Raw genomic sequence first — 24,276 nt, 5'->3', positions numbered from 1 at the left:
ACTTTGTTACGCATTATTCATAGCGCAAGGCTTCTGCTGGCTCAATTTGTGCCGCGCGGTACGCAGGATAAATCGTTGAACATAAAGAAAATAATAAGGATACCGCAACAATAATCATAATCTGCGAAAGATTTAATTCTGTCGGCAAACGAATATTTTCTGCACTAAACCACGCCATAATGGAATCTAAATTTAACGTGGTTAGCACACCAAGCAGTGTGCCAATCAAGGTGCCACTAATGCCCACTAATAGCCCTTGCCAAATAAACAAGCTGCGCACTTGCGATTTATTCAGCCCTTGGGTTTGCAAAATGGCTATTTCCCCTTGTTTATCCACCACCATTAAGCTGAGCGACGTGATAATATTTGAAATGGCGACCACAATAATCAAGCTAATCAACAAGCCCATCATATTTTTTTCCATTTTTACCGCTTGGAAAAACTCCCCTTTTTGGCTACGCCAATCGGCTATCTGCCATTCATCGGCACTGAAATAGTTAGGAAGTTCGGTAATATCAAAAGGATCGCGTAAAAATAAGCGATAACCTTGCATTTGCTGTGGGCCAATACGCATCAATCTACCAATATCGGAAAGATTGGCAAACACGGCATTGCTGTCATTTTGCCCCGAAGCAAAATAAATATCGCTAATGGTAAATAAGCGTTGCACAGGCACACGGCCAAAGGGCGTATATTGACTATTTTCCGTGATCATTAAACGGACTTTATCGCCAATTTGTAAATGTAATTTTTGCGCTAATTGCGATCCCATTATCAATTTAAACTCGCCTGCGGGTAATAATTGCTCAAAAGATTGGGGTTGAAAATGGCTCAATAAGGAATCGTCAGAAAAATGTTGAATACCTATCACTTGCCCTGCACTCACGTCTTGTGGTGCTTGTAAAATCACATTAGTGGTGTTAATCGGAATGGCGCGCTGCACAAAAGCTGGCATTATCGGTGTTGGTGCTTCGCGGGATAAATGGCCTGACTTTGGCATAATTATGGCGTGGGGAATGGTGGAAAGCACTTGTTTTTTTTGTTGATTTTCCAAACCATTCATTACCGAAAGCACGATGATTAACGCCATAATGCCCAGCACAATCCCCATCATCGCAAGGTTGGTAACTAATCGCCCAAAACGATCCGCACTTTTCGCTCGCCAATAACGCAGGGCAATAAATAAAGAAATCGGTAAATTCATCATTATTATTTAAGGGTTGAAATAACAAATTTCTCCTGCATAACAGGGGAAATTTCGTTCGATAATAAATTTATTTGCCCGTTGCGACAAATTCTTCCATATTTTGTGTTACTTTTTTCACCAAAATTTCCACCGCACCATCAGATGCCCAAGCAACGTGTGGAGTGATGATTAAATTTGGTAAACGCGTTGCCGCTTGAATAAGTGGATTATCTTTCTCTGGCGGCTCTTTCACTAACACATCTAAAGCCGCGGCGGCGATTGTGCCATTTTCTAACGCTTCTGCTAAGGCTTTTTCATCGACTAAAGGCCCGCGTCCTGTGTTGATTAAATATGCCGTTGGCTTCATTAATTTTAATGTTTCGGCGTTGATCAAATTGGTAGTTTCAGGCGTTAAAGGACAATGTAGGGTAACAATGTCCGCTTCTTGCAACACTTGCTCAAAAGGTAAATAACCCTCACGCACTGTTGTCGCGCCTTTGCGTTCCGCATAAATCACCTTCATTCCTAGCGCTTCGGCTAAACGGCCAATTTCTTTACCAAGATTACCTTTACCCACAACACCTAAGGTTGAACCTTTCACATCGGTGATCGGGTAATCAAAATAGCAGAACTGTTTGCTATCTGCCCATTTGGCGCTAAGCTGATCTTTATACCAGTTCATTAAACTGTGTTTTAAAGCAAAAATTAACCCTAAAACGTGTTCAGGCACGTTAACAGAAGAATAGCCCGTCACATTTTTCACTGCGATGCCTAACTCTTTCGCCGCCTCTAAATCCACATTATTTGTACCTGTGGCGGTAATTGCGATCAATTTTAAGTTTGGGAGCTGTTTCATTGTTTCACGATCAAACGCGACTTTGCTAGTAATCACAATATCCGCATCTTTCGCGCGCTCAATAGTTTGTTCAGGCGAAGTATGCTCATATTCCACCCATTGATGTTCAAAGTTAGGGCGTGGAATAGGAATGTGTTTTGGAATGGCTGTGCTATCAAGAAAAACAATTTTCATAAAATGCTCCTTATCTATTTTAGGGATATGCCCTATTTGCAAAAACTCATCAGGGGGCTAAATAAGTCTATTAAAATATAAGCAATTTTACCCTATAAGTTAACTAATTGTTACAAAAAACTACCGCACTTCCAACACGATATCATCAAATAATTTTTTCACGGCGTTGTTATCGTGCAAACGCTCTGCCTGTTCCACCATTGGTCGGGTTAAGTGCGGTGAAAACATATTGATAAAATCGTACATATAATTGCGTAAGAAAATGCTATGTTTGAAAGCAATTTGCGTCATACTGGAACGGAAAATATGGCTGGCATCGATCGCCACTAGATCTTTATCTTCTGGCGTATGCGCCATTGAAGCCATAATGCCCACGCCTAAACCTAAGCGCACATAGGTTTTGATGACATCCGCATCGGTGGCGGTAAACACAATATTTGGCAATAACCCTGCACTGTTGAAAGCATAATCCAAATCAGAAACGCCAGTAAAACCAAAGGTATAGGTAACAAGGGGATATTTACTCAGTTCTTCAATCGTCAGATCTTGACATTGCGCTAAGGGATGATCATTTTTAACGATCACAGAACGATTCCATAAATAACAAGGCAACAATACCAAATCATCAAATAAATATTGCGCTTCCGTGGTAATTGCCAAATCCACTTCGCCAGAAAGCAATGCGTCATAAATTTGCGTTGGTGAACCTTGATGAATATGCAAGCTCACATCGGGATATTTTTTGGAAAAACGCTCTACCACAGAAGGCAGCATATAACGCGCCTGCGTGTTGGTGGTGGCAATGCGTAGCACGCCGTGATTAGGCTGCGTATATTCATCTGCCACGGCTTTAATGCTTTGCGTTTTAACCAATAATTCGCGCGCAATCGCAACAATTTTTTTGCCCGCTGGGGTAAGGGCTTTAATATGTTTACCGTTGCGCTCAAAAATCTCTAAGCCTAATTCATCTTCCAACAATCGCACTTGTTTGCTGATCCCCGGCTGCGAGGTGAACAAGGTATTTGCCGCTTCGGTTACATTCAAATTTTGATTTACGATTTCAACGATATAACGTAATTGCTGAATTTTCATCATCACTCCTTGATCAAAGTGCGGTGCTTTTTTATGAAATTTTTTAGGCTTTTTATAGCATTTTTAAGCTTTTTTGTAACGTTTATTCATATCCGCATAACGTTTCACCGCACGACGGATTTGCCCAGTTTTGGCGCGTCTGCGTTGTTTGGTGACGTCTAATTTGCTTTGGGTTTCTGGTTCAAGCCCCACCAATTCACGCAGATAATTCACATTGGTAAGATCCATTTCTTCCCATCCACCGCGCGGTAAGGTTTTCATTAATTTGATATTGCCGTAGCGAATGCGGATCAAACGGCTGACTTGAATGCCTTGCGATTCCCATAAACGGCGAACTTCACGGTTACGCCCCTCCATTAGGGTAACGTCAAACCATTGGTTCATTCCTTGTCCGCCCATTGGCTTGATGGCTTTGAAATTGGCTGGCCCATCTTCTAACTGCACGCCTTTGCGTAAACGGGCGATCATTGCTTCGTCCACCTGACCAAAAACGCGCACAGAATATTCACGCTCCACTTCACGGCTTGGGTGCATTAAGCGGTTTGCCAATTCGCCGTCTGTGGTAAACAGCAATAAGCCAGAGGTGTTAATATCCAAGCGTCCTACCGCAATCCAACGCGATCCGGTTAAGCGTGGCAAGCGGTCAAATACGGTGGCACGCCCTTCGGGATCGTGGCGAGTACAAAGTTCGCCTTCAGGTTTGTAATACATCAACACGCGACACACTTCTTTTTGCGCCTGTTGTAAATTCACAACGTGTCCGTCAATGCGGATTTTTAAATTCGCGTTCACCACAACACGATCGCCCAGTGTTGCCATTTTGCCGTTTACGCTCACTCGATTGGCGGCGATCATCGCTTCAATTTCACGGCGAGATCCTTGCCCTGCGCGCGCTAACACTTTTTGTAATTTTTCCCCTTCCACTTTATGAGTGGCAGAAAGTGCGGTCTTTTTTACCGCACTTTTTTCTTTGCTTTCTGCATTTGATGCGAAAGGCTTGTCTGTACGTTTTCTTTCCGTGTTATTTTTTTCAGCAAAACGCATTCCCTTGGTGGTATTGCGTTGTGAATAAGATGTTGTTTTCATATTTCCTCTTGTCGCTTTCCCAAGCGTCTAACAGTTTGAAAAGATTAAATAAATGGCGTGGTTGAACCGCTGCCCTCACGCAAAATCACAGGCGTGTTGTCGGTTAAATCCACCACAGTTGTTGGCTCTTGCCCTAAATAGCCGCCGTTAATAATTAAATCCACTTGATGTTCTAAACGATCGCGAATTTCTTCTGGATCAGATTGGGTAATAAATTCTTCCCCTGGTAACATCAAGGAACAAGATAAAATCGGCTCACCTAATGTTTTGAGTAATGCTAAGGCAATTTGGTTATCCGGCACGCGTAAGCCTATGGTTTTACGCTTTGATGTCATTAAACGGCGTGGCACTTCTTTGGTTGCGGTAAGAATAAAGGTATAGCGCCCCGGTGTGTTATTTTTAATCAGTCGATACGCCATATTGTTCACCGTGGCATAGGTTGAAAGCTCTGATAAATCGCTACACACAAGGGTGAAATTATGATTTTCTGGCAATTGACGAATTTGCACAATGCGATCCATTGCGTGCTTATCGCCGAGCATACAACCCAAGGCATAACCTGAATCCGTTGGGTAAACAATCACCCCACCTTGTTTCAAAATATCCACCGCTTGATTAATCAAACGCGGCTGCGGATTTTCTGGATGTATATAAAAAAATTGGCTCATAACCTTTATCCTGTCATCATTAACTTGGGCATTATACCGAAATTCCCTGTTGATTATAGGGTTAGGGGAAAATAAATTTATCTAAAATAAACTTACAAATTCTCCAACCCAAACTGATACAACGCATTTTTCTTATAGCCATAAAGCTCTGCGACAATCGCGGCGGCTTTTTTGAGTGGGAGTTCTTTGGCGATAAGAGTTAGGGCTTTGATGGCTTCGGGGGAAAAGCTTTCTGCTTCACTGCTCACATTGCCTTCTACAATTAGCACCATTTCACCTTTGCTGCGGTTTGGATCTTCGCTCACCCACTGGCGTAATGCGCCGACTTCATCACCGTAAATGGTTTCCCAAGTTTTGGTTAGCTCGCGTGCTAGCACCACATAACGCTCAGCGCCGAATACCTTTTCCATATCCGCAAGGCAATCTAAAATGCGGTGGGTGGATTCATAGAAAATCAAAGTGCGGTCTTCTTTTGCGAGATTTTCCAATTTATCGCAACGGGCTTTGGATTTGGCGGGTAGAAAACCTTCAAAACAAAAACGATCAGAAGCAATGCCTGAGGCGCAAAGCCCTGCTATTGCGGCACAAGCACCCGGAATTGGCACAATTTTAATGCCAGCTTGGCGACATTTCCTCACCAGATGAAAGCCCGGATCGCTAATCAATGGCGTACCAGCATCGGAAACTAAGGCGATCGTTGTGCCTTGCAACAGCTTTTCGCACAAAATCTCAGCTTTTTGTTGCTCATTATGATCGTGCAAGGCAAAAAAAGGCTTTTTAATGCCATAATGACTCAACAATAAGCCACTATGGCGCGTATCTTCTGCGGCGACTAAATCCACTTGTTCCAACACTTGTAATGCGCGTTGGCTGATATCTTGCAAATTGCCAATGGGCGTTGCTACGATATATAAAATTCCAGTTAAATTATCCATTTTTACTTCTTTTATTTGATTTTAATTATTGAGATAAGTAAGATCCCCGAGATTGTTTTCAACAACGGAGTAATTATGACTATTCTATTACAACGCATTAATTTAAAAAATCGATTAATGCCTTTTTTATTTGCATTGGTTTTGGCAGGCTGTACCAATTTGTTCGGTAACAGCTTCACAAATGTGCTGAAAAACGATGCAAATGCCAGTTCGGAATATTACATCAATCAAATTCAACGTACACAAAATCTTGAAGATCAACAAACTTACAAATTGCTTGCTGCGCGTGTGTTGGTGCGTGAGAATAAAATCCCGCAAGCGCAAGCAATGTTAGCAGAATTAAACGATCTTAATGAAGAACAGCTGCTTGATAAAGCTATCATTGAGGCCCATATCGCTGCTGTGAAAGGCAATAATAAAGCCGCCGACACACGCTTAAAAGCGATTGATCTTGCTTTATTAAGCCCTTCGCAAAAAGCACGTTACTATGAAGTGGTTGCGCGTGTGGCAAAAAATCGTAATCAAATTATGAATGCCGTAAAAGCGCGTATTCAAATTGATTCCCTATTAACCGACACACAAAGAAAACAAGAAAATAATGACCGCACTTGGGCCTTATTACGCAATGCAAACCGTGGTTTAATTAACAATACATCGGCGGAAGGCAGTGCTGCTTTAGGTGGCTGGTTAGCATTAACTAAAGCCTACAACGATAACTTAAATCACCCAGCTCAATTAAGCCAAGCCTTACAAAGCTGGAAAGCGGCTTATCCAAGACATAGCGCCAGTTATCTTTTCCCAACGGAATTACAAGGGCTATTTAACTTCCAACAAACGCAGTTAAACCAAGTTGCCCTACTTCTGCCATTAAGTGGTGATGCGCAGATCATTGGTAGCACCATTAAGCGTGGTTTTGATGATGCAAGAGGCGGTTCAGACATTCAAGTGAAAGTGTTTGATACCCTTGCTACGCCAGTGGAAAGCATCATTGAGCAAGCAAAACTTGAAGGCATTAGTACCGTTGTTGGTCCATTATTAAAGCAAAATGTGGATAAATTGACTAACCGCCCTGATTTATTACAAGGGCTAAATGTACTTACCTTAAACTCAACAGCAAATTCTCGTGCCATTGGTCAGCTTTGCTATTACGGCTTAGCCCCTGAAGATGAAGCAGAATCTGCGGCAAATCGTATTTGGGATCAAGGTATTCAAAATCCATTTATTATTGTGCCGCAAAGCGATCTCGGTCGCCGCACCGCTTCTGCATTTAATACTCGCTGGCAACAGCTTTCAGGTACAGATGCCAATATCAAATTCTATAACAGTGCTGATGACATCACTTACACGCTACAATCAGGCTTAAACCAAAATATTCAAGCTTTATATATTGTGGCAACAAACAATCAGCTTAGTGATATTAAAATGGCGATTGATAACAGCAACATTAACTTGAAATTATTTGCAAGTTCACGCAGCAATTCATCAAATAATACGCCTGAATATCGCTTATTAATGAATGGGTTAGAATTTAGTGATATTCCATTCTTTAAAGATGTGGATTCTGCACAATACAAAAAAGTGGCAGGCTTTACCAATGGGGATTATTCCTTAATGCGTTTATATGCAATGGGCGCAGATGCGTGGTTATTGATCAATCAATTCAATGAGTTACGCCAAGTTCCTGGCTTCAACATTAACGGTTTAACCGGTAAATTAAGTGCTGGCCCGAATTGTAATATCGAACGTGATATGACGTGGTATCAATACCAAAATGCGTCAGTGGAAGTATTAAGCAATTAATATGTTTAAATCCAAACGTCAGCAAGGGGCGAGCTTTGAGCAACAAGCTCGCCTTTTTTTGCAATCTAAAGGGCTAAAATTTATTGCCGCCAACCAGCATTTTAAATGTGGTGAACTGGATCTAATTATGCAAGATGGCGAAACCATTGTTTTTGTTGAAGTGCGGCAAAGAAAAAATGATTTTTTTGGTTCTGCCGTGGAAAGTGTAGATTGGCAAAAACAGCAAAAATGGCTAGATGCCGCCAATATGTGGCTGGCAAAACAAGATTGCAGCCTAGAAGATACCGATTGCCGTTTTGACTTAGTAGCATTTGGTAATACAATACAAGACTTACAGTGGATTCCTAATTTTCTTGATGAATAAGCCTGATAAATCACAATGTTAGATAAAATAAAAGATCTTTACAGCGAAAGCATACAAACTCAGATTTCTGCTTCGAGCTTATTGCCTAATGCCATTTTTCAAGCGGTACAAAACATTGTCGCCTGCCTATTGCGTGGCAATAAAATTATCGTCTGTGGGCAAGGACGATCTTACGCCAATGCGCAGTTTCTGGTGGCGAATTTACTCAATCGCTATGAGCTAGAAAGACCGAGCTTTCCTTCCGTGTTATTAAGCTTGGATAACGCCATTGGATCAGCAATTATTGCCGATCGCCCCAAGCAACAATTCTACCAACGCCAATTCAACGCAGTGGCACAACAAGGAGATCTGCTGGTGGTATTTTCCCCTTTTGGCAATGAAGAAATGGTGCTAGAAACGATTAATTCCGCACTAAATAAAGAAATTAGTGTCATAGCATTAACAGGCGCGAATAATGATCATATTCAAGGCTTTCTCACCGAACAGGATTTGGAAATCACTGCCCCAACGGTAAAAGAAAGCCGTATTTTGGAACATCATCTATTTATTATTAATACGATTTGTGAGTTAATTGACCATTCTCTTTTTTCTCATTCATAGATCTCAACCCTTTATAGATAATCAAAAGGAGTACAACTAATGAAAACAAGGAATTTTAAAAAATTAGCCCTTATCCTCGGTACTGCATTTGTTCTACAAGGCTGTGTTAGCGCCACAGTGGCAGGCATTGTTGGGGCAACAGCCGTTGCAACCAAAGTCGCCACCGATCCAAGAACAGTGGGAACACAGGTTGATGACGAAACCCTTGAAGAAAAAGTTTTACACGCCATTAATAAAGATCAACAACTGGATAGCGAAGCTCGAATCAATGTGGTTTCATATAGCGGAAGAATCTTACTTATCGGACAAGTACCAAATGAAAGTTTAAAAGAAATTGCTACAGGGCTTGCTAAAGGCGTTGATAACGTTTCCGAAGTTTATAACGAACTGCGTGTCGGCTCACCAATCTCCCTTGGACAAATCAGCAAAGACAGCTGGATCACCACCCAAATCAAATCCAAACTCTTCGTCAATTCAGGAGTAAAATCCACAGATGTAAAAGTGATCACCGAAAATGGCGAAGTGTTCCTAATGGGCAACCTCACCCAACAACAAGCCGATGCCGCAGCAGAAGTCGCCCGTAATGTTTCAGGCGTGATAAAAGTGGTGAAAGTGTTTAAATACTTGAATTAGCTTTATTTCTACTAAATAATTATGAAAAAAGACCGCACTTAAAGTGCGTCCCTTTTTTTGCAAGTTTTTAGAAACTTAAGTAAGGGGTGATTTTTTCGATGGTGGCTTCGCCGATGCCTGAAATGTTTGATAAATCTTCTACTGATTTAATTTTGCCTACTTTTTCGCGGTATTCAACAATGGCTTTTGCTTTCGCTTCACCGATACCTGAAAGGTTTTGTAAGGTTTTTGCATCTGCTTTGTTAATGTTGATTTTTTCACCTGCATAAGACTTCGCTTTTTCCGTTAATGATTTCGCCTTGTCTTTTGCGTTATCTGCGCTTGATTTGGCTTTTTCTTTGACATCTTTTACTTTTTCTTTCGCGTCTTTTGCTTTTTCAGATGCTTTTTCTTTTACTTTATCGGTGAGCAATTTATCTTTTGACGCTTTATCCGTTAAAGATTCTTTGGCAGATTTTGCTTTATTTTCTACCGCACTTTTGGCATCAGCCGCTTTTTCTTTAGCTTTTGCTACTTTTTCGCTTGCCGATGATTTTGCTACATTGGCTTTTTCTTTCGCAGCCTCTTTTACAGTGCTTGCTTTCTCTTTTGCCGCATCTTTCACTGCGTTTGCTTTTTTAGTAGCCTGTTCTTTGACTAAATCTTTTGCTTTTGATGCGCTATCTTGTTTCATTGATTGCGCAGTTGTTTTTACCGCATCTTTTGCGCTTGCCAATGGATTTTCTGCCAACGTAACGCCTGAAGTAGCAACGGCAAAACTTAATGCTAATACAGATTTTAATAATTTCATCTTAACTCCTTAAGTAGAATAATTTTTTATAAAAATAGCCATACTTATAAATGAAACGTATAAGTAACAGGCAACAAATTGCTCTAATGATATTTTATAGATGCTTTTCTTAGTGTGTTAATTCGTGCAAAAGTTCATTTATTCTTGTTTGAAATCATAAAAATTCGCAAAATTTCTTCCGCACTTTAAGGCGATTTATCGAAAAAAATGATTGCAACGAAAGGTAATCTAGGGTATATCTTTATCCCGTCTGTAAAATTTTTGTTAATTTTGGGACTCACAACATCTTTAAGGCAAGCTTTGCGTTCGCAAGTTCGCCTTTAATAGAAACTAAATATGCAAAGGAGTAAAAATGAAGAAATTATTAAAACTCTCTCTTATCGCGGGTGTGGCAGCCACCTCTTTTTCTGTGCAAGCAGAAGATAAGTTTGTAACCATCGGGACTGGTGGTCAAACTGGGGTTTACTATGTGGTTGGTCAATCAATCTGTCAATTAGTGAACCGCGATACTGCAAAAACTCATATTAAATGTAACGCGCCTTCAACAGGTGGTTCTGTGGCAAACTTAAATGCGATTGCCGCAGATCAAATGGAAATGGGTATTGCACAATCAGACTGGCAATATCACGCTTACCACGGTACAAGCTCCTTTGCGGGTAAGAAAAATGATAAATTGCGTGCAGTGTTTTCAATTCACCCTGAGCCGTTCACTTTAATGGCGCGTGATGATTCAAATATCAATTCTTTTGATGATTTGAAAGGTAAACGTGTGAATGTGGGCGATCCGGGTTCTGGTACGCGTGCAACAATGAATGTGATCTTGGCTGCGAAAGGCTGGACAGACAAAGAATTTAAAGTGGCGTCTGAATTAAAACCTGCAGAAATGGCATCGGTAATGTGTGATAACAATCTTGATGCGATTACCTATAACGTAGGTCACCCAAATGGTGCGTTGAAAGAAGCGGCAGCGTCTTGTAATGCCCATCTTGTTCCTGTAACAGGTGAAGCCATTGATCGTTTAGTGGCAGCAAACCCTTACTATGCGAAAGCAACGATTCCGGGTGGGCTATATCGTGGTACAGATAATCCAGTAGAAAGTTTCGGTGTGTATGCAACCCTAGTCACTTCTGCTGATGTGCCAGAAGATAAAGTTTATGCCGCAGTTAAAGCGGTGTTTGATAACTTTGATCGTTTCAAACGTTTACACCCTGCGTTCGCCAATCTTAAAGAAGAAGATATGATTAAAAACGCACTTTCTGCGCCATTACACGAAGGTGCGGTGCGTTACTACAAAGAACGCGGTTGGTTACAATAATCTCATCTTTATTATTTAGGCAGGCTTAGCCCTGCCTTTTTCCGTTTTCATTCATTTAAAAATTTTCGGGAGATTTTATGTCCGAATCCACAAAAAAAATGGATTACGATGATCTGCAAGATATGGTAGCCTCCAATGATTCAGGTGGACGAAATCCTACGGGCGCAAGCAGAAAACTCATTGTAATTACCGCGATTTTATGGTCGGTTTTTCAACTTTATTACACCTCCCCTGTGCCATTTTGGCTACAAGAAGTCGTTCGCAATTGGGGGCTAGATATTAATGTGGTGATCGATGACACTAAAGCGCGTTCGATCCACCTTGCCTTTGCATTGTTCTTGGCCTATTTATCGTTCCCTGCTTTTGCGACATCGCCAAAACATCGTATCCCGTTGTTAGATTGGTTTTTTGCCACCCTTGGGGCATTTTTAGGCGCCTATTACATTTTCTTTTATGAAGGTTTAGTCACACGTTTCGGCGCACCTAATACGCAAGATATTATTGCTGGCTGTCTAGGCGTGTTATTGCTGTTAGAAGCCTGTCGCCGTAGCCTTGGCTTGCCTTTGGTAATTATCGCCAGTGTGTTTTTAGCTTATAACTACTTCGGGCAATTCTTGCCAACAGATTGGATCATCAGCCACCGTTCAGGGTCACTTTCACAAATGGTGAACCAACAATGGGTAACTACTGAGGGCGTGTTTGGTGTGGCATTAGGGGTTTCTACCAAATATGTGTTCCTTTTTGTGTTATTTGGTGCATTGCTTGATAAAGCGGGCGCGGGTAACTATTTCATTAAAACCGCTTTTGCTTATCTTGGACATCTGCGTGGTGGGCCGGCGAAAGCGGCTGTGGTGTCATCAGGCTTAACGGGGCTAATTTCAGGTTCATCTATCGCTAACGTAGTGACAACCGGAACATTTACCATTCCAATGATGAAACGCGTGGGCTTTTCAGCAGAAAAAGCAGGCGCGGTAGAAGTGGCTTCATCGGTAAATGGACAAATTATGCCGCCAGTAATGGGGGCTGCAGCTTTCTTGATGATCGAATATGTCAATATGCCATATAGCCAGCTCATCACCTATGCTGCACTGCCTGCACTGATTTCTTATATTGCATTGGTTTATATCGTGCATTTAGAAGCATTAAAAATGAACTTGCACGGCTTGCCAAGAACCGATCCACCAAATCCGTTTTTAGTGACCTTGTTAAAATTGGTCAGCACCATTTTAGTAGTGATCGGTTTAGTAATTGGCGTGGAATTTGGTTTAGGCTGGTTGAAAACCGTTGCACCTGATCATAGTTTCTTAATCGTTGCGGTGTTATTGGCGTTGATTTATCTCGCCTTAATTCGCCGTGTGGCACAATTCCCTGATTTAGAAATTGATGATCCTAATTCCCCTGTGGTAAAACTGCCGTCCGCCAAACCAACGGTAAATGCAGGCTTGCATTATTTAATTCCTGTTGTGGTGCTAATTTGGTGTTTAATGGTCGAAATGCTTTCACCAGGGCTATCTGCTTTCTGGGGAACAGTTACCTTGATGATCATTTTAGTCACTCAGCATCCGTTACTAAACTTCTTCCGTAACAAACCGATCACGAAAGATCTGTTTAAACAAGGTGTTGATGCCCTTGTTGATGGTTTAGAAACGGGCGCGCGTAATATGATTGGGATTGGTATCGCTACCGCAACTGCGGGAATTATTGTCGGTGTTGTTTCACTCACTGGTTTTGGCGTACAGCTCTCTGGCATTATCGAAATGCTCTCAATGGGTAACATCTTGCTTATGCTTATCCTTGTGGCAATATTCAGCTTAATACTAGGAATGGGCTTGCCAACCACGGCTAACTATATCGTGGTGTCATCTTTAATGGCATTAGTGATTGTAGAAGTGGGTAAACAAAATGGCTTAATCGTACCGCTGATTGCCGTGCATTTATTCGTGTTCTATTTCGGGATTATGGCTGACGTAACCCCACCTGTGGGTCTGGCTTCTTTCGCTGCTGCGGCAGTATCAGGTGGTAGCCCAATCAAAACAGGTTTAGTGGCATTCTTTTACAGCCTAAGAACAGCGATCTTGCCATTCTTGTTCATCTTTAATACGGATCTGTTATTAATTGATGTGGGCTGGGCAAAAGGCATACTGGTTGCGGTGGTATCCACCATTGCTATACTCGCCTTTACTTCCGCCACAATGAATTATTTCATCACGAAGAACAAAGTGTGGGAAACTGTTGCCCTTATTTTTGCGGCATTTATTATTTTCCGCCCTGGTTTCTTTATGGAATATATTTCGCCAACCTCTTATCACATTGAGCCAGTGCATTTGGCACAAGAGTTGGAAAAAGTGCCAGTTGATGAAAAAATTACCCTCAAAGTGGCTGGCACCAATCCTTATGGAAAACAAATTGAGTTCTATTCTGAACTCAGCGTGCCAGAAGGAAAAACCGGTGAAGAGCGCCTAAATAAACTCGGCTTAACCTTGCTCAATACAGGCGAAAGCATTGAAATTGATGGCAAAGCGACACCAAAAGTCATTATTGATATGGTTGAAATTGATTCCCCTGCCGCCAAAGCAGGCTTAAATTGGGATCAAACCCTACTCGATATTTCTTTACCAAAAGTGGCTACTGCCAAAGAATGGATGTTCATTCCAGGCTTATTGATTATTCTCCTTGTTGGATTTAATCAACGCCGTAGAGCGAAAAAACAATAAAAAATTGACCGCACTTTGTTATGGTCTGTTGATAACTCATTTTGCATTTGAGTTATCGTTTAAAATTAGCGTAATCGCGGCGCAGTTTAAAACCAAGAGTGGTTCTCTTGGTGAGAACTGCAACAAAGAGTACGCAAATTTTAAAGCTAACCCGAAGGGCTGGGGCTATTTTTTGTGATAACTGTGTTGAACGTGGTTCGTCTAGAATGGCTAAACTTCACCCCGTTCGCCTTGTTCTCACAAAAAATAGTCACCAGCTCAAATGCAAAATGAGTTATCAACAGACCCTAAAGTGCGGTCAAAATTTTATGAAATTAGCAAAATATAAAACGCACAAACCGCAACCCAATAAAAGGATCTTATTATGTACAACAAACTGCTTATTGCCATTGATCTAAGCAATCTGAAAAGCGCAAAATATGTGGTGGACACCGCCCTTCAGCTCACCAATCACAATCCTAACGCCATTTACCGTGTCGCAACCATTATCGAACCCATTGATGACAGCTTTATCTCCGCATTCTTGCCGAAAAACTTTGATAAATCGGTGATTGAAGAAGCCAATAAAACCCTGCACGATTTCACTAAAGCCCATTTCCCTGAAGGAGCAAAAGTGCAACATATCGTTGCCCACGGCACAATTTATGAAGAAATCAACCGCATCGCCAATGAAAAAGAAGTGGATCTCATCATAATGCTCGCCAGCAGCAAACCGAATGCCAAAGGCTTAAGTAGCAACACAGTAAAAGTGGCACGCTATGGCAAAAAACCGATTTTGGTTTTGAAATAAGCTCAACTCAATCAAGAAAGCGGAGTTATTTCCGCTTTTTTTCTTTCTATAAAAGTGCGGTTGTTTTTTGCCGAATTTTTCTTTTCTTCTTTTTTTACTTAAATCTTAATAAAGATCAAATTTTTTGCTAAAAGATCGCTAACCTCTTGTTTTTTTTTTTTTTTAAACTAAGAAAGTTTTGCTGTTTTTTAGAAAAAAATCCTGTTTTTCCTAAAAATAAACTCCCTTATTTAACTTAATAATCTTTTATAGAGGAATTTTTTATGCAACCTAAATTTAAAACAACGGCATTGGCATTATTAATTTCATTAGGTGCGGTGGCTTGTGGGTCATCTAGTGGTGGTTCAAGTTCATCAGAAGATACCGCACAAGACCAATCCCCAACAACTCAAGAAAAAACCATTGAAAATTTACAGCAAACGATAAAGAAACATCAGGAACAAATTAATGAAATTTCAGAAAAACAAAAACAACTAGAAGCGGAAAAAGAGAAATTTAGTCAAACAAATGAGAAAATTAACCAACTTTCTCAACAAGAAACCTTAGCCAAAGAAAAGCTGCAACAAGCCGAAAGCAACTTTCCCTTGCCAATAGTCAGAAAGAAAAATTAGAAAAAGAGTTACAAGCGACTGAAAAATCGCTAAATAAACTGAAAGAGCGATCTGTTATCGATCAAAATAGATTGCAAGAATTATCTCTAAAACTGACTGAAGCTCAAAATCAATTGAAAAATGCTCAGGCTGATGCCGACTATGCCAATATGCTCCTTGAATCAGCCAATAACGAGTTACAAAATGTTTATGAACACCGTAATCAATTAGAACAAGAGCGCAATGAAGCCGAACAAAAAATCAACGAAAAAGAACAAGAAATTTCTCATCTCAAAGATAAAAACCGACATTTAGAAGCGCAATATAATCAACTCACTAAAGGCACTTATGCGACTAATTCTGATCTTGAACAGCAAGAACAAGCACGCAAAGCTCGGGAGGAAGAAAATGGAAGATTTGTGGATAAACGTATCATTATAACGGGCAGCCCAAATTATTATGGTGATACATCACTACAAGATAATAACAAGGTTTATGGCAATATCACGGCAGATGGTACTCGCAGTGAAAACATTACGAGTTATGTAGAAATGATTCAAGATTATACAACTAATCAGCCAGAACTCAATGTTTATAAAAATTATAACTATAATTTAGAAGATGCAGGTTATTCCGTTACTTACAAAAATGGCGAGCTATATCAAATCGCTTATGGAGGTAACCCAACTCGAATGACAGCCTTAGAAGATTTACAACGAGTTCAAGGAACGGCTAAATATAGCGGAAAAGCGTTAATTACTCTTAATAATTCTCGCAATAGTGAAAGCACTTTTACTCTCACTGCTGATTTTATTAATAAACAAGTCAATGGAAAAGTTAGTATTAATGATGACATAACTTATTCTACACAAGATAGAAATATTTATTTAGAAAATACAAAAATTACTACAGACAATGGTATTTTAGAATTTAATGGCAACGCACACTTTACTATGAATCAACCTGACCCTGATTATTTAAATAATATTGGATTAATCAATATAAAATATGAAGGCTACTACCAAGGAAAATTTATGGGTAAAGATGCAACACAAGTAGCTGGAAAAGTTCAGGTCGGAAATCATAGCTACTCTGCATACCCAACGATAAGCGCCGTATTCGCTGGCGAACGTTAATCTCAATCAAGCCACTGCTTGCAGTGGCTTTTCCTTTATTTTCGAGTTTCTCACAATGAAAAAACTATTTTTAATTAGCTTATTACCTTTTCCAATTTTAGCCGAAAATACTTTTCAGCCAGAACAACATCAATATGTTGCGAAACCTGAAAAGCCAGTAAAATCAATGCCATTTATTCAGCCAACAAAATCTGAAAAAATTAAAGTGCCAATTGAACAAATTAAACAAGATAAAAACCTGGCAGAACATTTATTAAATTTAGCAATATTGCAACAAAATAATGCTTCAATCGAAACCTTGTTACCTATTTATCAGCAATTTGAACAAAAAGATGATATTTTAGTTTTATTCGCCAAAGGTGTTTCAGAAAAATTACAACAGCATTATGCCACGGCTATTTCTTATTTTCGTCAAATTCTTGCCATAAATCCTGATTTAAACCCTGTAAGAATTGAACTTGCGACAACCCTATTTGCCGATCAGCAATTAACTGCTGCCAAAGAACAGTTTGAGAAAGCCAAAGCTGAACCAAATTTACCAGCGACTATTGCACATTTACTTGACCAGTATTTGAATGCAATTGAACAACATTCTGACTGGCAAAGTAACTTGAGTTTCAATTATTTGCGTGATCCTAATGTTAATAATACATCTCGCACTCAAGAAATAGAAAATACAGGTTTTATAAAATCAAAAGAAATGTTACCACAATCTGCGCACGGCATCGCTTATCACTTTAATCTTTCTAAAGAATATAATTTATTTTCTAATCATTATATTTATTTTGAAAATACATTATGGGGAAAATATTATTGGGATAATAAAGATTATAACGATATTTTAAACCGCACTTATTTAGGCTATATGAATAAAAGTGCGGTGCAAAATTGGAAAATTTTGCCTTTTTATGGTCGCCGCTGGGTAGGGAAACACCGCTATCAATGGGAACAGGGATTACGCACTGAACTTTCTCGTTGGCTTTCTCCAAATTGGCAGATTTCTACAGCACTTGAATATAGTAAGCAACGTTATTTTTCACAACCCAGTTCAAATGGTTTTAATCAGCTTGCTTCTATTACGGCATTATGGCTGCGCAATGCTCGCCAATATTTTTATACGGGTATTGATTTTAATCGTGAAAAGACGCGGGTTCGTCAATATAGTTCAGATATAAAAACGCTGCGTTTAGGCTGGGGGCAAGAATGGGGAAAAGGTATCTCTTCACGCTTATCTTTTTCTTTTGCGCAACGCCAATACAAAGCGGAAGCCAAATTAGGTGGCATATTGCCCTTAGGGAAAATACGCTCTGATAAAATTTACCAATCCCAATTAATGCTATGGAAGCGAGATTGGCATTTATGGGGAATCACTCCTAAATTACAATTTAGTTGGAAGAAACAAATAAGTAATATTTCTTCCCTGTATTCCTACCAAAGTAAAAATATTAATTTGTTGTTCGATAAGAGTTTCTGATATTGATACAAAAATTTAGGCATTCTTTAATGCCTAAATTTTTTGCTTTGATAAAGCTACATTCCCTGCAAAAACGGATTGCTTTTCTTTTCCTTGCCAATGGTCGTGTAATTTCCGTGGCCTGCAATGATGATCATTTCGTCAGGTAACGGATAAAGTTTTTCTTTAATTGAGTTCAGCAAGGTTTGATGATCGCCGCCGGGGAAATCTGTGCGTCCAATGCTGTTTTGAAAGAGTACATCACCAGTAAATGCAATGTTTTTGTTATGTTCAATAAAGCCTATATGCCCCGGTGTATGCCCCGGTAAATGTAACACTTCAAAATTAAAATCGCCCACCTTGATGACCTCCCCTTCTTCATTTAACCAGCGATCAGGCAAAAAGGCATTGGTTTTAAATAGCATTCCAAAGCGTTCTGCCTGTTGTGGCAAGCCTTCAAACCAATAGCGATCCGCTTCGTGTGAGCCCCAAATTTCTACATTAAAGTGATTTTTCAGCTTTTCTGCCGCACTGATATGATCTAAGTGTCCGTGAGTAAGCAAAATTAATTTTAAATTTAAGCCTAATTCTTCAATGCGTTTAATTAGCTTTTCTGCCTCGCCACCTGGGTCAATAATAGCGGCATTTTTTTCATCGTCCCAAATGATTGAACAATTTTGTTGGAACGCGGTAACAGGAATAATCTCAATATTCATTTTTTGTCCTTTATTGATATTTCTTTGAAATTAAAAGAATAAAACCGCAAATTTGCTTGCGGTTTTATATGTTTGAAATGCGGATAATCAGCTTCCACGCCAAGTACGAACAGGGCCAGTATCAATATGCACGAAATTACTTCTTGGATAATACCCTACTCCGCCATTATTTAGGCTTTCCGCCGCACGTTTTACACTCGCCAATGGCACGCCATCAATACGAAAATCAATCGCTTGCCCACGAATATGGTAGCTATTACTTGCTACACCACGACTTCTTCTACGCATTGCCGCATTACTTGTTGGTGAGCGATAACCACAAATAATTTGGATTTCAGTATTGCGTAAGCCTAAAGTACGCTGAATTTGATAAAACTTGGCAAATAATCTAGGATCCATTCGATGAATTTGGTTATTACGTTTATCACGCAATAAATAATCCAACTTTCTCAAACTTGCCGCAGAAAATCCTTTTGTAGGATTAAATTCTCCCGCAAAACGATCGCCAGTATTGATATTTCTAAAGCTCAGAATGCGTGGTTTCGGCGTTGAAACCATTGCTAATACTGTATTAGGTAATAAGGATACACCCAATGCAATTCCACCAAGGGAAAGCCATTTGCGGCGCTGCTGATTAATCTCGCTCATAGTAATAATTCTTTACTCTAAATTTACAATTCTTTACTTTCGACTACGTACGTTTTAATTAGTTCATAAAAAAGTAAAAAAATTTAAAAATAGTAATCACTTTTCAATGTGTTAGGCATTACATCAAATATTTTTTCACCGCATCCCAGTTTACATAGCTTAAATTCGGTGCTGAATCGTAACCATAAATATCTGGCAAGGTGTGTAATTTTCCACCGTCCATCCAAGCGGTTACATAATAAAGATAAACAGGATTATCCGACCCTACATTCGCAGAAGTGTTTTTTTTACTGCCTAGCACTTTGCGTTTACGTTCATCAGACCAACCAACTTCTTTGAGCAAAATGCTTGCTAACTGATCGGACTGCTCCACACGAATACAGCCAGAACTCAACGCACGGTCTTTTTTGTTAAACAAACTGTGGTTTGGTGTATCGTGCAAGTAAATGGCATCAGCACTTGGCATATTAAATTTATAATTACCTAAAGCACTATCCCCCGGCGCTTGACGGATACGATAAGGGAATTTGCTGCCAATCGCCGCCCAGTTAATGGAATGTGGATCAATGGTGCGCCCTGAACCGTCGGTAATGGTATAACCATTGCGTGCCACATAACTTGGATCACGTTTAATTTTTGGTACTAAATCTTCATTGATTAAACGTGGCGTTGGCGTCCAAGGTGGATTAACCACAACATTACTTAATTTGCTATACATCACAGGGGTTTTGCGTGCTTGTTTTCCTACGATAACGCGTGAATTCATTACCAGTTTGCCATTACGATAATAATTAAGCTGATAACTTGGAATATTCACAAAAAGCCCGTTTGTAAACTCAGGCAAAATTCTTAAACGTTGCGTGTTGATCGCCAATTTATAGATCTGGTTACGATCCATTTTTCCTGAAGAAATTAAAGCTTCTAGCTGATATAAGGTTTGGCGATATAAATTATTTTTACCCGCAAGTTGTGCAACAAATTCAAAATTTTGATTATTTTTCACCGCACTTAACCAGCGCTGAATTTCTTGCTCTGAGGGTTCTGCACTTTTATAAGCAGTTGGAGAATATAACCATTTCTGCGCAGATTTCAGCGCATTTTGTGAATAATAAAGATAATCAAGGAATGCGTCAGTAAGCAAAATATCATAAACCAAACGATCTTTGTCCTCAGCATTATAGATACGATCTAAATTTTGTGCCGACTGGCGAGAAATACCACTTGCCACCAATGCGGCATATTCGCGTAAAAATTGTTTCTCGGCTTTTTTATCTTCCCACAGCAACACATAATCATTTTGCGTATAAATTTTGGCTACCGCAGACTTAAACATCAACGGCTGTGTGCCAATAATATCTGTTAAGCGCTGTTCTGAACGCTGTTGCTGTTCTGCATTTAGACGATCTTCTTCCGCTTTACGTTCTGTTGTGATTTTCTCAGCGATCGCTTTTCGTTCGAGTAAAAGCTGTTCATTCGTCAGTTTTACCATTGCCGGCGTTGAGGATTGTCCTGCATTCACCACAGGTGCAGTGTTTGCCGCAATAGCTGTTCCCGCATAAGCACAAGACGTCAATAAAGCCGCGCGTGTAGCTAACTTAAATGAAGTCGTTTTTAACATTCTAGAGTCCTTAAATATAAAAATCACAATAAAAAGCACCGCACTTATTAAAGTGCGGTCAGAAATTTAGTTATTTTTTCGGTGTTACTTCTGCACCCGAAAGATGATGTTTTTCATCAAAATTAATGAGATCCACCGCCATTTTTTCTGCCTCTTTTAAGTAGAAATCAGGGGCTTCATAATCTTTCGGTAAATCATCAAGTTTCTTCAATGGTTTTTTACCTTCTCGTTTAAAGCGCGCATTCAAATCTTTCAAGCGTTTTGCGTCATCTTTATCATTCTCTGCTTTGCGTTTTGCAAAATTCAATGATAAATATTTACGCTCACGGCGTTCATCTAACACTTTAAGATCTTCATTAAGCGCAATAAATTCAGGATCTTTCGCCATTCGAGCAATATGCGGAGCTTCCAGTGCATTAATTGCTTCTCTTGATTTCCCAGCCTCAGAATAAGGGGCTGGTGGCAATTTATCCCAAGGCAACGCATTATCTTCGTTTTCTTCCCCATATTCTTTCAAATCAATCAATGATGGGAACGTAATATCTGGCGCAACCCCTTTCAGCTGGGTGCTTCCGCCATTAATACGATAGAATTTTTGAATAGTGTATTGAATTAGCCCCATTGGGGTTTCTTCTGAATCAAACACAAAATTCAATGGACGGCTTTGTTGAACAGTTCCTTTACCAAAGGTATTCTGTCCAATAATAATCGCTCGGTTATAATCTTGCATTGCTGCTGCAAAAATTTCAGACGCAGAAGCACTAAAGCGATTGATCATCACTAAGAGCGGGCCTGCATAATCTTGAGTGTTATCCGGATCTTCGTGAATACGAATGCGTTGATAAGCATCTCTCACCTGAACCACTGGCCCATCGGTAATAAATAAGCCTGTTAATTCAACCACTTCTTTTAATGAGCCACCGCCATTCTCACGCAAATCAATAATCAAGGCTTGCGCATTTTTCTGCTTCATTTCTGCAAGCAGTTTTTTCACATCTTCCGCTAAACCAAGATAAAAACTTGGAATTTTAATCACTGCAATTTGCTTGCCATCAACCTTTTCCACGGTTAATTTCGCCGCCTGATCTTCCAAGCGAATTTTATCTCGAATAAGGGTAACAATGCGGGATTTTCCACCTTTTTCTGGCTCAATTTCCAAACGAACTTTCGTGCCTTTTTTCCCTTTGATCTTATCGATCACGTCATCTAAACGCCAACCAACAACATCTTCAATTTCACCTTTTGCCTGACCGACACCAACAATTTTATCACCCGGCTTAATTTTTTTACTGCGATCAGCCGGCGCACCAGCCACTAGTGAGCGGATAATGGTTTCCCCATCTTCCGATTGCAAGGTTGCCCCAATGCCTTCTAATGAAAGGTTCATACTTTCATTAAAACTTTTTGCACTTCTTGGCGCAAGATAACTTGTGTGCGGATCGATTTCACGCGCAAAAGCATTCAAATACACTTGTACAATATCATCAGCTTTAGTTTGCGTTAAACGGCGGATTGCCAAATCATAGCGTTTCGTTAAGGTTTTCTTAATTTCACGCCAATTCTTACCTTTGAGCTTCAAATTGATGATGTCATTTTTAACACGCTGCGCCCAAAGCTCATTGGCTTCTTCTTCCGTTTTTGGCCAAGCAGCATCTTTGCGTTCAATTTCAATTTGTGCATCTGTGGTTAAACTTGGCTCTTTGTCTAAAAGCGATAAGGCATATTTATAGCGTTCATAACGGCGTTTCATCATTAAATCATAGATCGCAAACGCCATATCTAGCTTACCTTGGTTAAGCTGATCATCAAGCTTGTCGCCATATTTAGCTCGCATTTCAGCGACATCTGAAGCTAAAAAGGTATTGCGATTAAAATCTAAATTTTTTAAATAGCGATCAAAAATCTTTTGCGAAAAGTCATCATCTAACTGAAATTTACGATAATGAGATTGGGTTAAACGCGTTGCAACACGCTTTGTTACCAACTGGTTCGTTTCAGTTGGCTCAGGAATGACAATATCTGTTGCCTTCAATTTAGGAGCAACAGCAACGGCAAGATCCGCATTAACAAATAAGGCACTTAGCACTAAACTGGCTAAGTAGCCTTTTCTTTTATTAAACTTCATTCAAATGTCCTAATCAAAGTAAATATCACGATGATGACTTCTTACTTAACGAAATAATGAGAATTATGCAAATAAACGCTCTGCGGTAACGGACATTGTTAAGCCATTTTCTAACTCAACACGCACATTGTCTTTTACCACTTCCAAAACTACCGCACGCTTTGTGCTATTCCCGGCTTTTACTTTCACCACATCACCTTGTGCTAAGGTTGTAACATCTACCGCAACAAGATTAGGTTTATTTTGTGGTTTTTTCGCTACAAATTTCTTCGCGTTTGGACGCGCAGGCTTTTTATTCGCTTTCGGATTTGCCGCACGCTCTGCTGCACGTTTTTCTGCCACTTTCGCTTTGCTTTCGGCTAATTTCTGTGCAGCGTGTTCTGCGTGTTCTTTCTCTAATACGCCAGCTGGATTGCCTTGTAAATCAACGCGCTCAGCCCCTTCTTTACAAGCGTATAAATAACGCCAGCCTGCTGTATATAAGCGCAGAGCTTGACGCAATTGGGTTTTACTTACTTTTTCATCATCTGCAAGGGCTTCTGCTAAATCTTGGAAAATCCCGACTTTTAACGGTTTTGCCTCACCTTCAAGGAAAAAACAGCGCGGAAACTTTTCCGCTAAATAAGCGATAATTTCTTTATTATTGGTTAATTTCTGAACTTCTGTCATTGTGTAATCTCACATACCATTAATTTTAAATAGAAAAACGTTGCACATTTTAGCTTAAATTCGCAAGAAATGGCAATTTTTTGATCGAGTTTATACGGGAGTTACTGTTGAGATATGTGGAAATCTGTATAAATTAGCATTTGATAGAATAGCTTATAATGAAAAAGCCTGCATCGCAGGCTTTCAAAATAAAACATTGTGTTTTGTTAAATTAGTGTTTTGTTAAATAAGTTGCAGTTAAGGCGACAACCAAACCAATTAAGGCAAAAACAACAAGTCCAAATGTCATTTCCATTATTTTTCTCCCTTTGCTTTTTC

The 24,276-nt window shown here is 39.8% G+C and carries 22 protein-coding genes; 10 read left to right on the top strand and 12 right to left on the bottom strand.

The annotated features are described in order from the left end of the window. Positions 1–13: 13 nt before the first annotated feature. The 6 genes from ACLS0A_RS05030 to rsmI form a co-directional block, all read right to left on the bottom strand. On the bottom strand, positions 14–1,204 hold the full coding sequence (locus tag ACLS0A_RS05030; protein ID WP_416082614.1) for a lipoprotein-releasing ABC transporter permease subunit: 1,191 nt from the start codon (positions 1,202–1,204) through the stop codon (positions 14–16). Positions 1,205–1,274: 70 nt separating this feature from the next. Then, positions 1,275–2,216 (bottom strand): 2-hydroxyacid dehydrogenase, encoded by a 942-nt coding sequence (locus ACLS0A_RS05025; RefSeq protein WP_416082589.1) that lies wholly within the window; start codon positions 2,214–2,216, stop codon positions 1,275–1,277. Between the two features lie 120 nt (positions 2,217–2,336). After that, on the bottom strand, positions 2,337–3,308 hold the full coding sequence (cysB, locus tag ACLS0A_RS05020; protein WP_415777290.1) for an HTH-type transcriptional regulator CysB: 972 nt from the start codon (positions 3,306–3,308) through the stop codon (positions 2,337–2,339). Between the two features lie 63 nt (positions 3,309–3,371). Further along, positions 3,372–4,352: a 23S rRNA pseudouridine(2605) synthase RluB gene (gene rluB, locus ACLS0A_RS05015; RefSeq protein ID WP_341476364.1), complete on the bottom strand. Its 981-nt coding sequence runs from the start codon at positions 4,350–4,352 to the stop codon at positions 3,372–3,374. 86 nt (positions 4,353–4,438) lie between these two features. Next, the gene (locus ACLS0A_RS05010; RefSeq protein ID WP_416082588.1) at positions 4,439–5,062 is read right to left on the bottom strand and encodes an L-threonylcarbamoyladenylate synthase; all 624 of its coding nucleotides are present in this window, start codon (positions 5,060–5,062) and stop codon (positions 4,439–4,441) included. Between the two features lie 92 nt (positions 5,063–5,154). Further along, positions 5,155–5,997, bottom strand: a complete 843-nt coding sequence (gene rsmI / locus ACLS0A_RS05005; RefSeq protein WP_416082587.1) for a 16S rRNA (cytidine(1402)-2'-O)-methyltransferase — start codon at positions 5,995–5,997, stop codon at positions 5,155–5,157. Positions 5,998–6,072: 75 nt separating this feature from the next. Between rsmI and ACLS0A_RS05000 the strand changes: the two genes are divergently transcribed. From ACLS0A_RS05000 to dolP, 4 genes are read left to right on the top strand one after another with little or no spacing between them, the layout of a single operon-like run. Continuing rightward, entirely contained in the window at positions 6,073–7,797 is a 1,725-nt protein-coding gene (locus ACLS0A_RS05000; protein WP_416082586.1) for a penicillin-binding protein activator, read from the top strand. A 1-nt stretch (position 7,798) separates the two neighbouring features. Beyond that, the gene (locus tag ACLS0A_RS04995; RefSeq protein WP_103852552.1) at positions 7,799–8,161 is read left to right on the top strand and encodes a YraN family protein; all 363 of its coding nucleotides are present in this window, start codon (positions 7,799–7,801) and stop codon (positions 8,159–8,161) included. Positions 8,162–8,176: 15 nt separating this feature from the next. Then, positions 8,177–8,761, top strand: a complete 585-nt coding sequence (locus ACLS0A_RS04990; RefSeq protein ID WP_103852553.1) for a D-sedoheptulose-7-phosphate isomerase — start codon at positions 8,177–8,179, stop codon at positions 8,759–8,761. A gap of 39 nt (positions 8,762–8,800) precedes the next feature. Next, positions 8,801–9,394: a division/outer membrane stress-associated lipid-binding lipoprotein gene (gene dolP / locus ACLS0A_RS04985; protein ID WP_416082585.1), complete on the top strand. Its 594-nt coding sequence runs from the start codon at positions 8,801–8,803 to the stop codon at positions 9,392–9,394. Between the two features lie 67 nt (positions 9,395–9,461). Here dolP and ACLS0A_RS04980 read toward each other — a convergent pair whose 3' ends face one another. Next, positions 9,462–10,184, bottom strand: a complete 723-nt coding sequence (locus tag ACLS0A_RS04980) for a helix-hairpin-helix domain-containing protein (protein ID WP_416082584.1) — start codon at positions 10,182–10,184, stop codon at positions 9,462–9,464. Between the two features lie 352 nt (positions 10,185–10,536). On the opposite strand from ACLS0A_RS04980, the gene ACLS0A_RS04975 reads away from it, so the two are divergent. The 6 genes from ACLS0A_RS04975 (at position 10,537) to ACLS0A_RS04950 (ending at position 18,203) form a co-directional block, all read left to right on the top strand. After that, positions 10,537–11,499 (top strand): TAXI family TRAP transporter solute-binding subunit, encoded by a 963-nt coding sequence (locus tag ACLS0A_RS04975; protein ID WP_115249366.1) that lies wholly within the window; start codon positions 10,537–10,539, stop codon positions 11,497–11,499. Positions 11,500–11,576: 77 nt separating this feature from the next. Beyond that, positions 11,577–14,213, top strand: a complete 2,637-nt coding sequence (locus ACLS0A_RS04970; protein ID WP_416082583.1) for a TRAP transporter permease — start codon at positions 11,577–11,579, stop codon at positions 14,211–14,213. 364 nt (positions 14,214–14,577) lie between these two features. After that, positions 14,578–15,003: a universal stress protein gene (locus tag ACLS0A_RS04965; protein WP_416082582.1), complete on the top strand. Its 426-nt coding sequence runs from the start codon at positions 14,578–14,580 to the stop codon at positions 15,001–15,003. A 263-nt stretch (positions 15,004–15,266) separates the two neighbouring features. Next, a complete protein-coding gene (locus tag ACLS0A_RS04960; protein WP_416082581.1) occupies positions 15,267–15,614 on the top strand; it encodes a hypothetical protein in 348 nt (115 codons plus the stop codon). 71 nt (positions 15,615–15,685) lie between these two features. Next, the gene (locus ACLS0A_RS04955) at positions 15,686–16,729 is read left to right on the top strand and encodes a transferrin-binding protein-like solute binding protein (protein WP_416082580.1); all 1,044 of its coding nucleotides are present in this window, start codon (positions 15,686–15,688) and stop codon (positions 16,727–16,729) included. A gap of 55 nt (positions 16,730–16,784) precedes the next feature. Continuing rightward, entirely contained in the window at positions 16,785–18,203 is a 1,419-nt protein-coding gene (locus ACLS0A_RS04950) for a surface lipoprotein assembly modifier (RefSeq protein ID WP_416082579.1), read from the top strand. Between the two features lie 56 nt (positions 18,204–18,259). Here ACLS0A_RS04950 and ACLS0A_RS04945 read toward each other — a convergent pair whose 3' ends face one another. From ACLS0A_RS04945 to proQ, 5 genes are all read right to left on the bottom strand, one after another. After that, a complete protein-coding gene (locus tag ACLS0A_RS04945; RefSeq protein ID WP_416082578.1) occupies positions 18,260–18,898 on the bottom strand; it encodes an MBL fold metallo-hydrolase in 639 nt (212 codons plus the stop codon). Between the two features lie 87 nt (positions 18,899–18,985). Next, entirely contained in the window at positions 18,986–19,546 is a 561-nt protein-coding gene (locus ACLS0A_RS04940) for a YcbK family protein (RefSeq protein WP_103852991.1), read from the bottom strand. A 118-nt stretch (positions 19,547–19,664) separates the two neighbouring features. Then, entirely contained in the window at positions 19,665–21,164 is a 1,500-nt protein-coding gene (locus tag ACLS0A_RS04935; protein ID WP_416082577.1) for a L,D-transpeptidase family protein, read from the bottom strand. Between the two features lie 70 nt (positions 21,165–21,234). After that, positions 21,235–23,289: a carboxy terminal-processing peptidase gene (prc, locus tag ACLS0A_RS04930; RefSeq protein ID WP_103852993.1), complete on the bottom strand. Its 2,055-nt coding sequence runs from the start codon at positions 23,287–23,289 to the stop codon at positions 21,235–21,237. A 63-nt stretch (positions 23,290–23,352) separates the two neighbouring features. Further along, entirely contained in the window at positions 23,353–23,958 is a 606-nt protein-coding gene (gene proQ, locus ACLS0A_RS04925) for an RNA chaperone ProQ (protein WP_416082576.1), read from the bottom strand. Positions 23,959–24,276: the final 318 nt, after the last annotated feature.

The organism is Avibacterium volantium, from assembly GCF_049366555.1.
Lineage (GTDB): Bacteria > Pseudomonadota > Gammaproteobacteria > Enterobacterales > Pasteurellaceae > Avibacterium > Avibacterium volantium_A.
The sequence above is the reverse complement of the archived record's forward strand: the minus strand, read 5'-3'. Positions and strand labels throughout refer to the sequence as shown.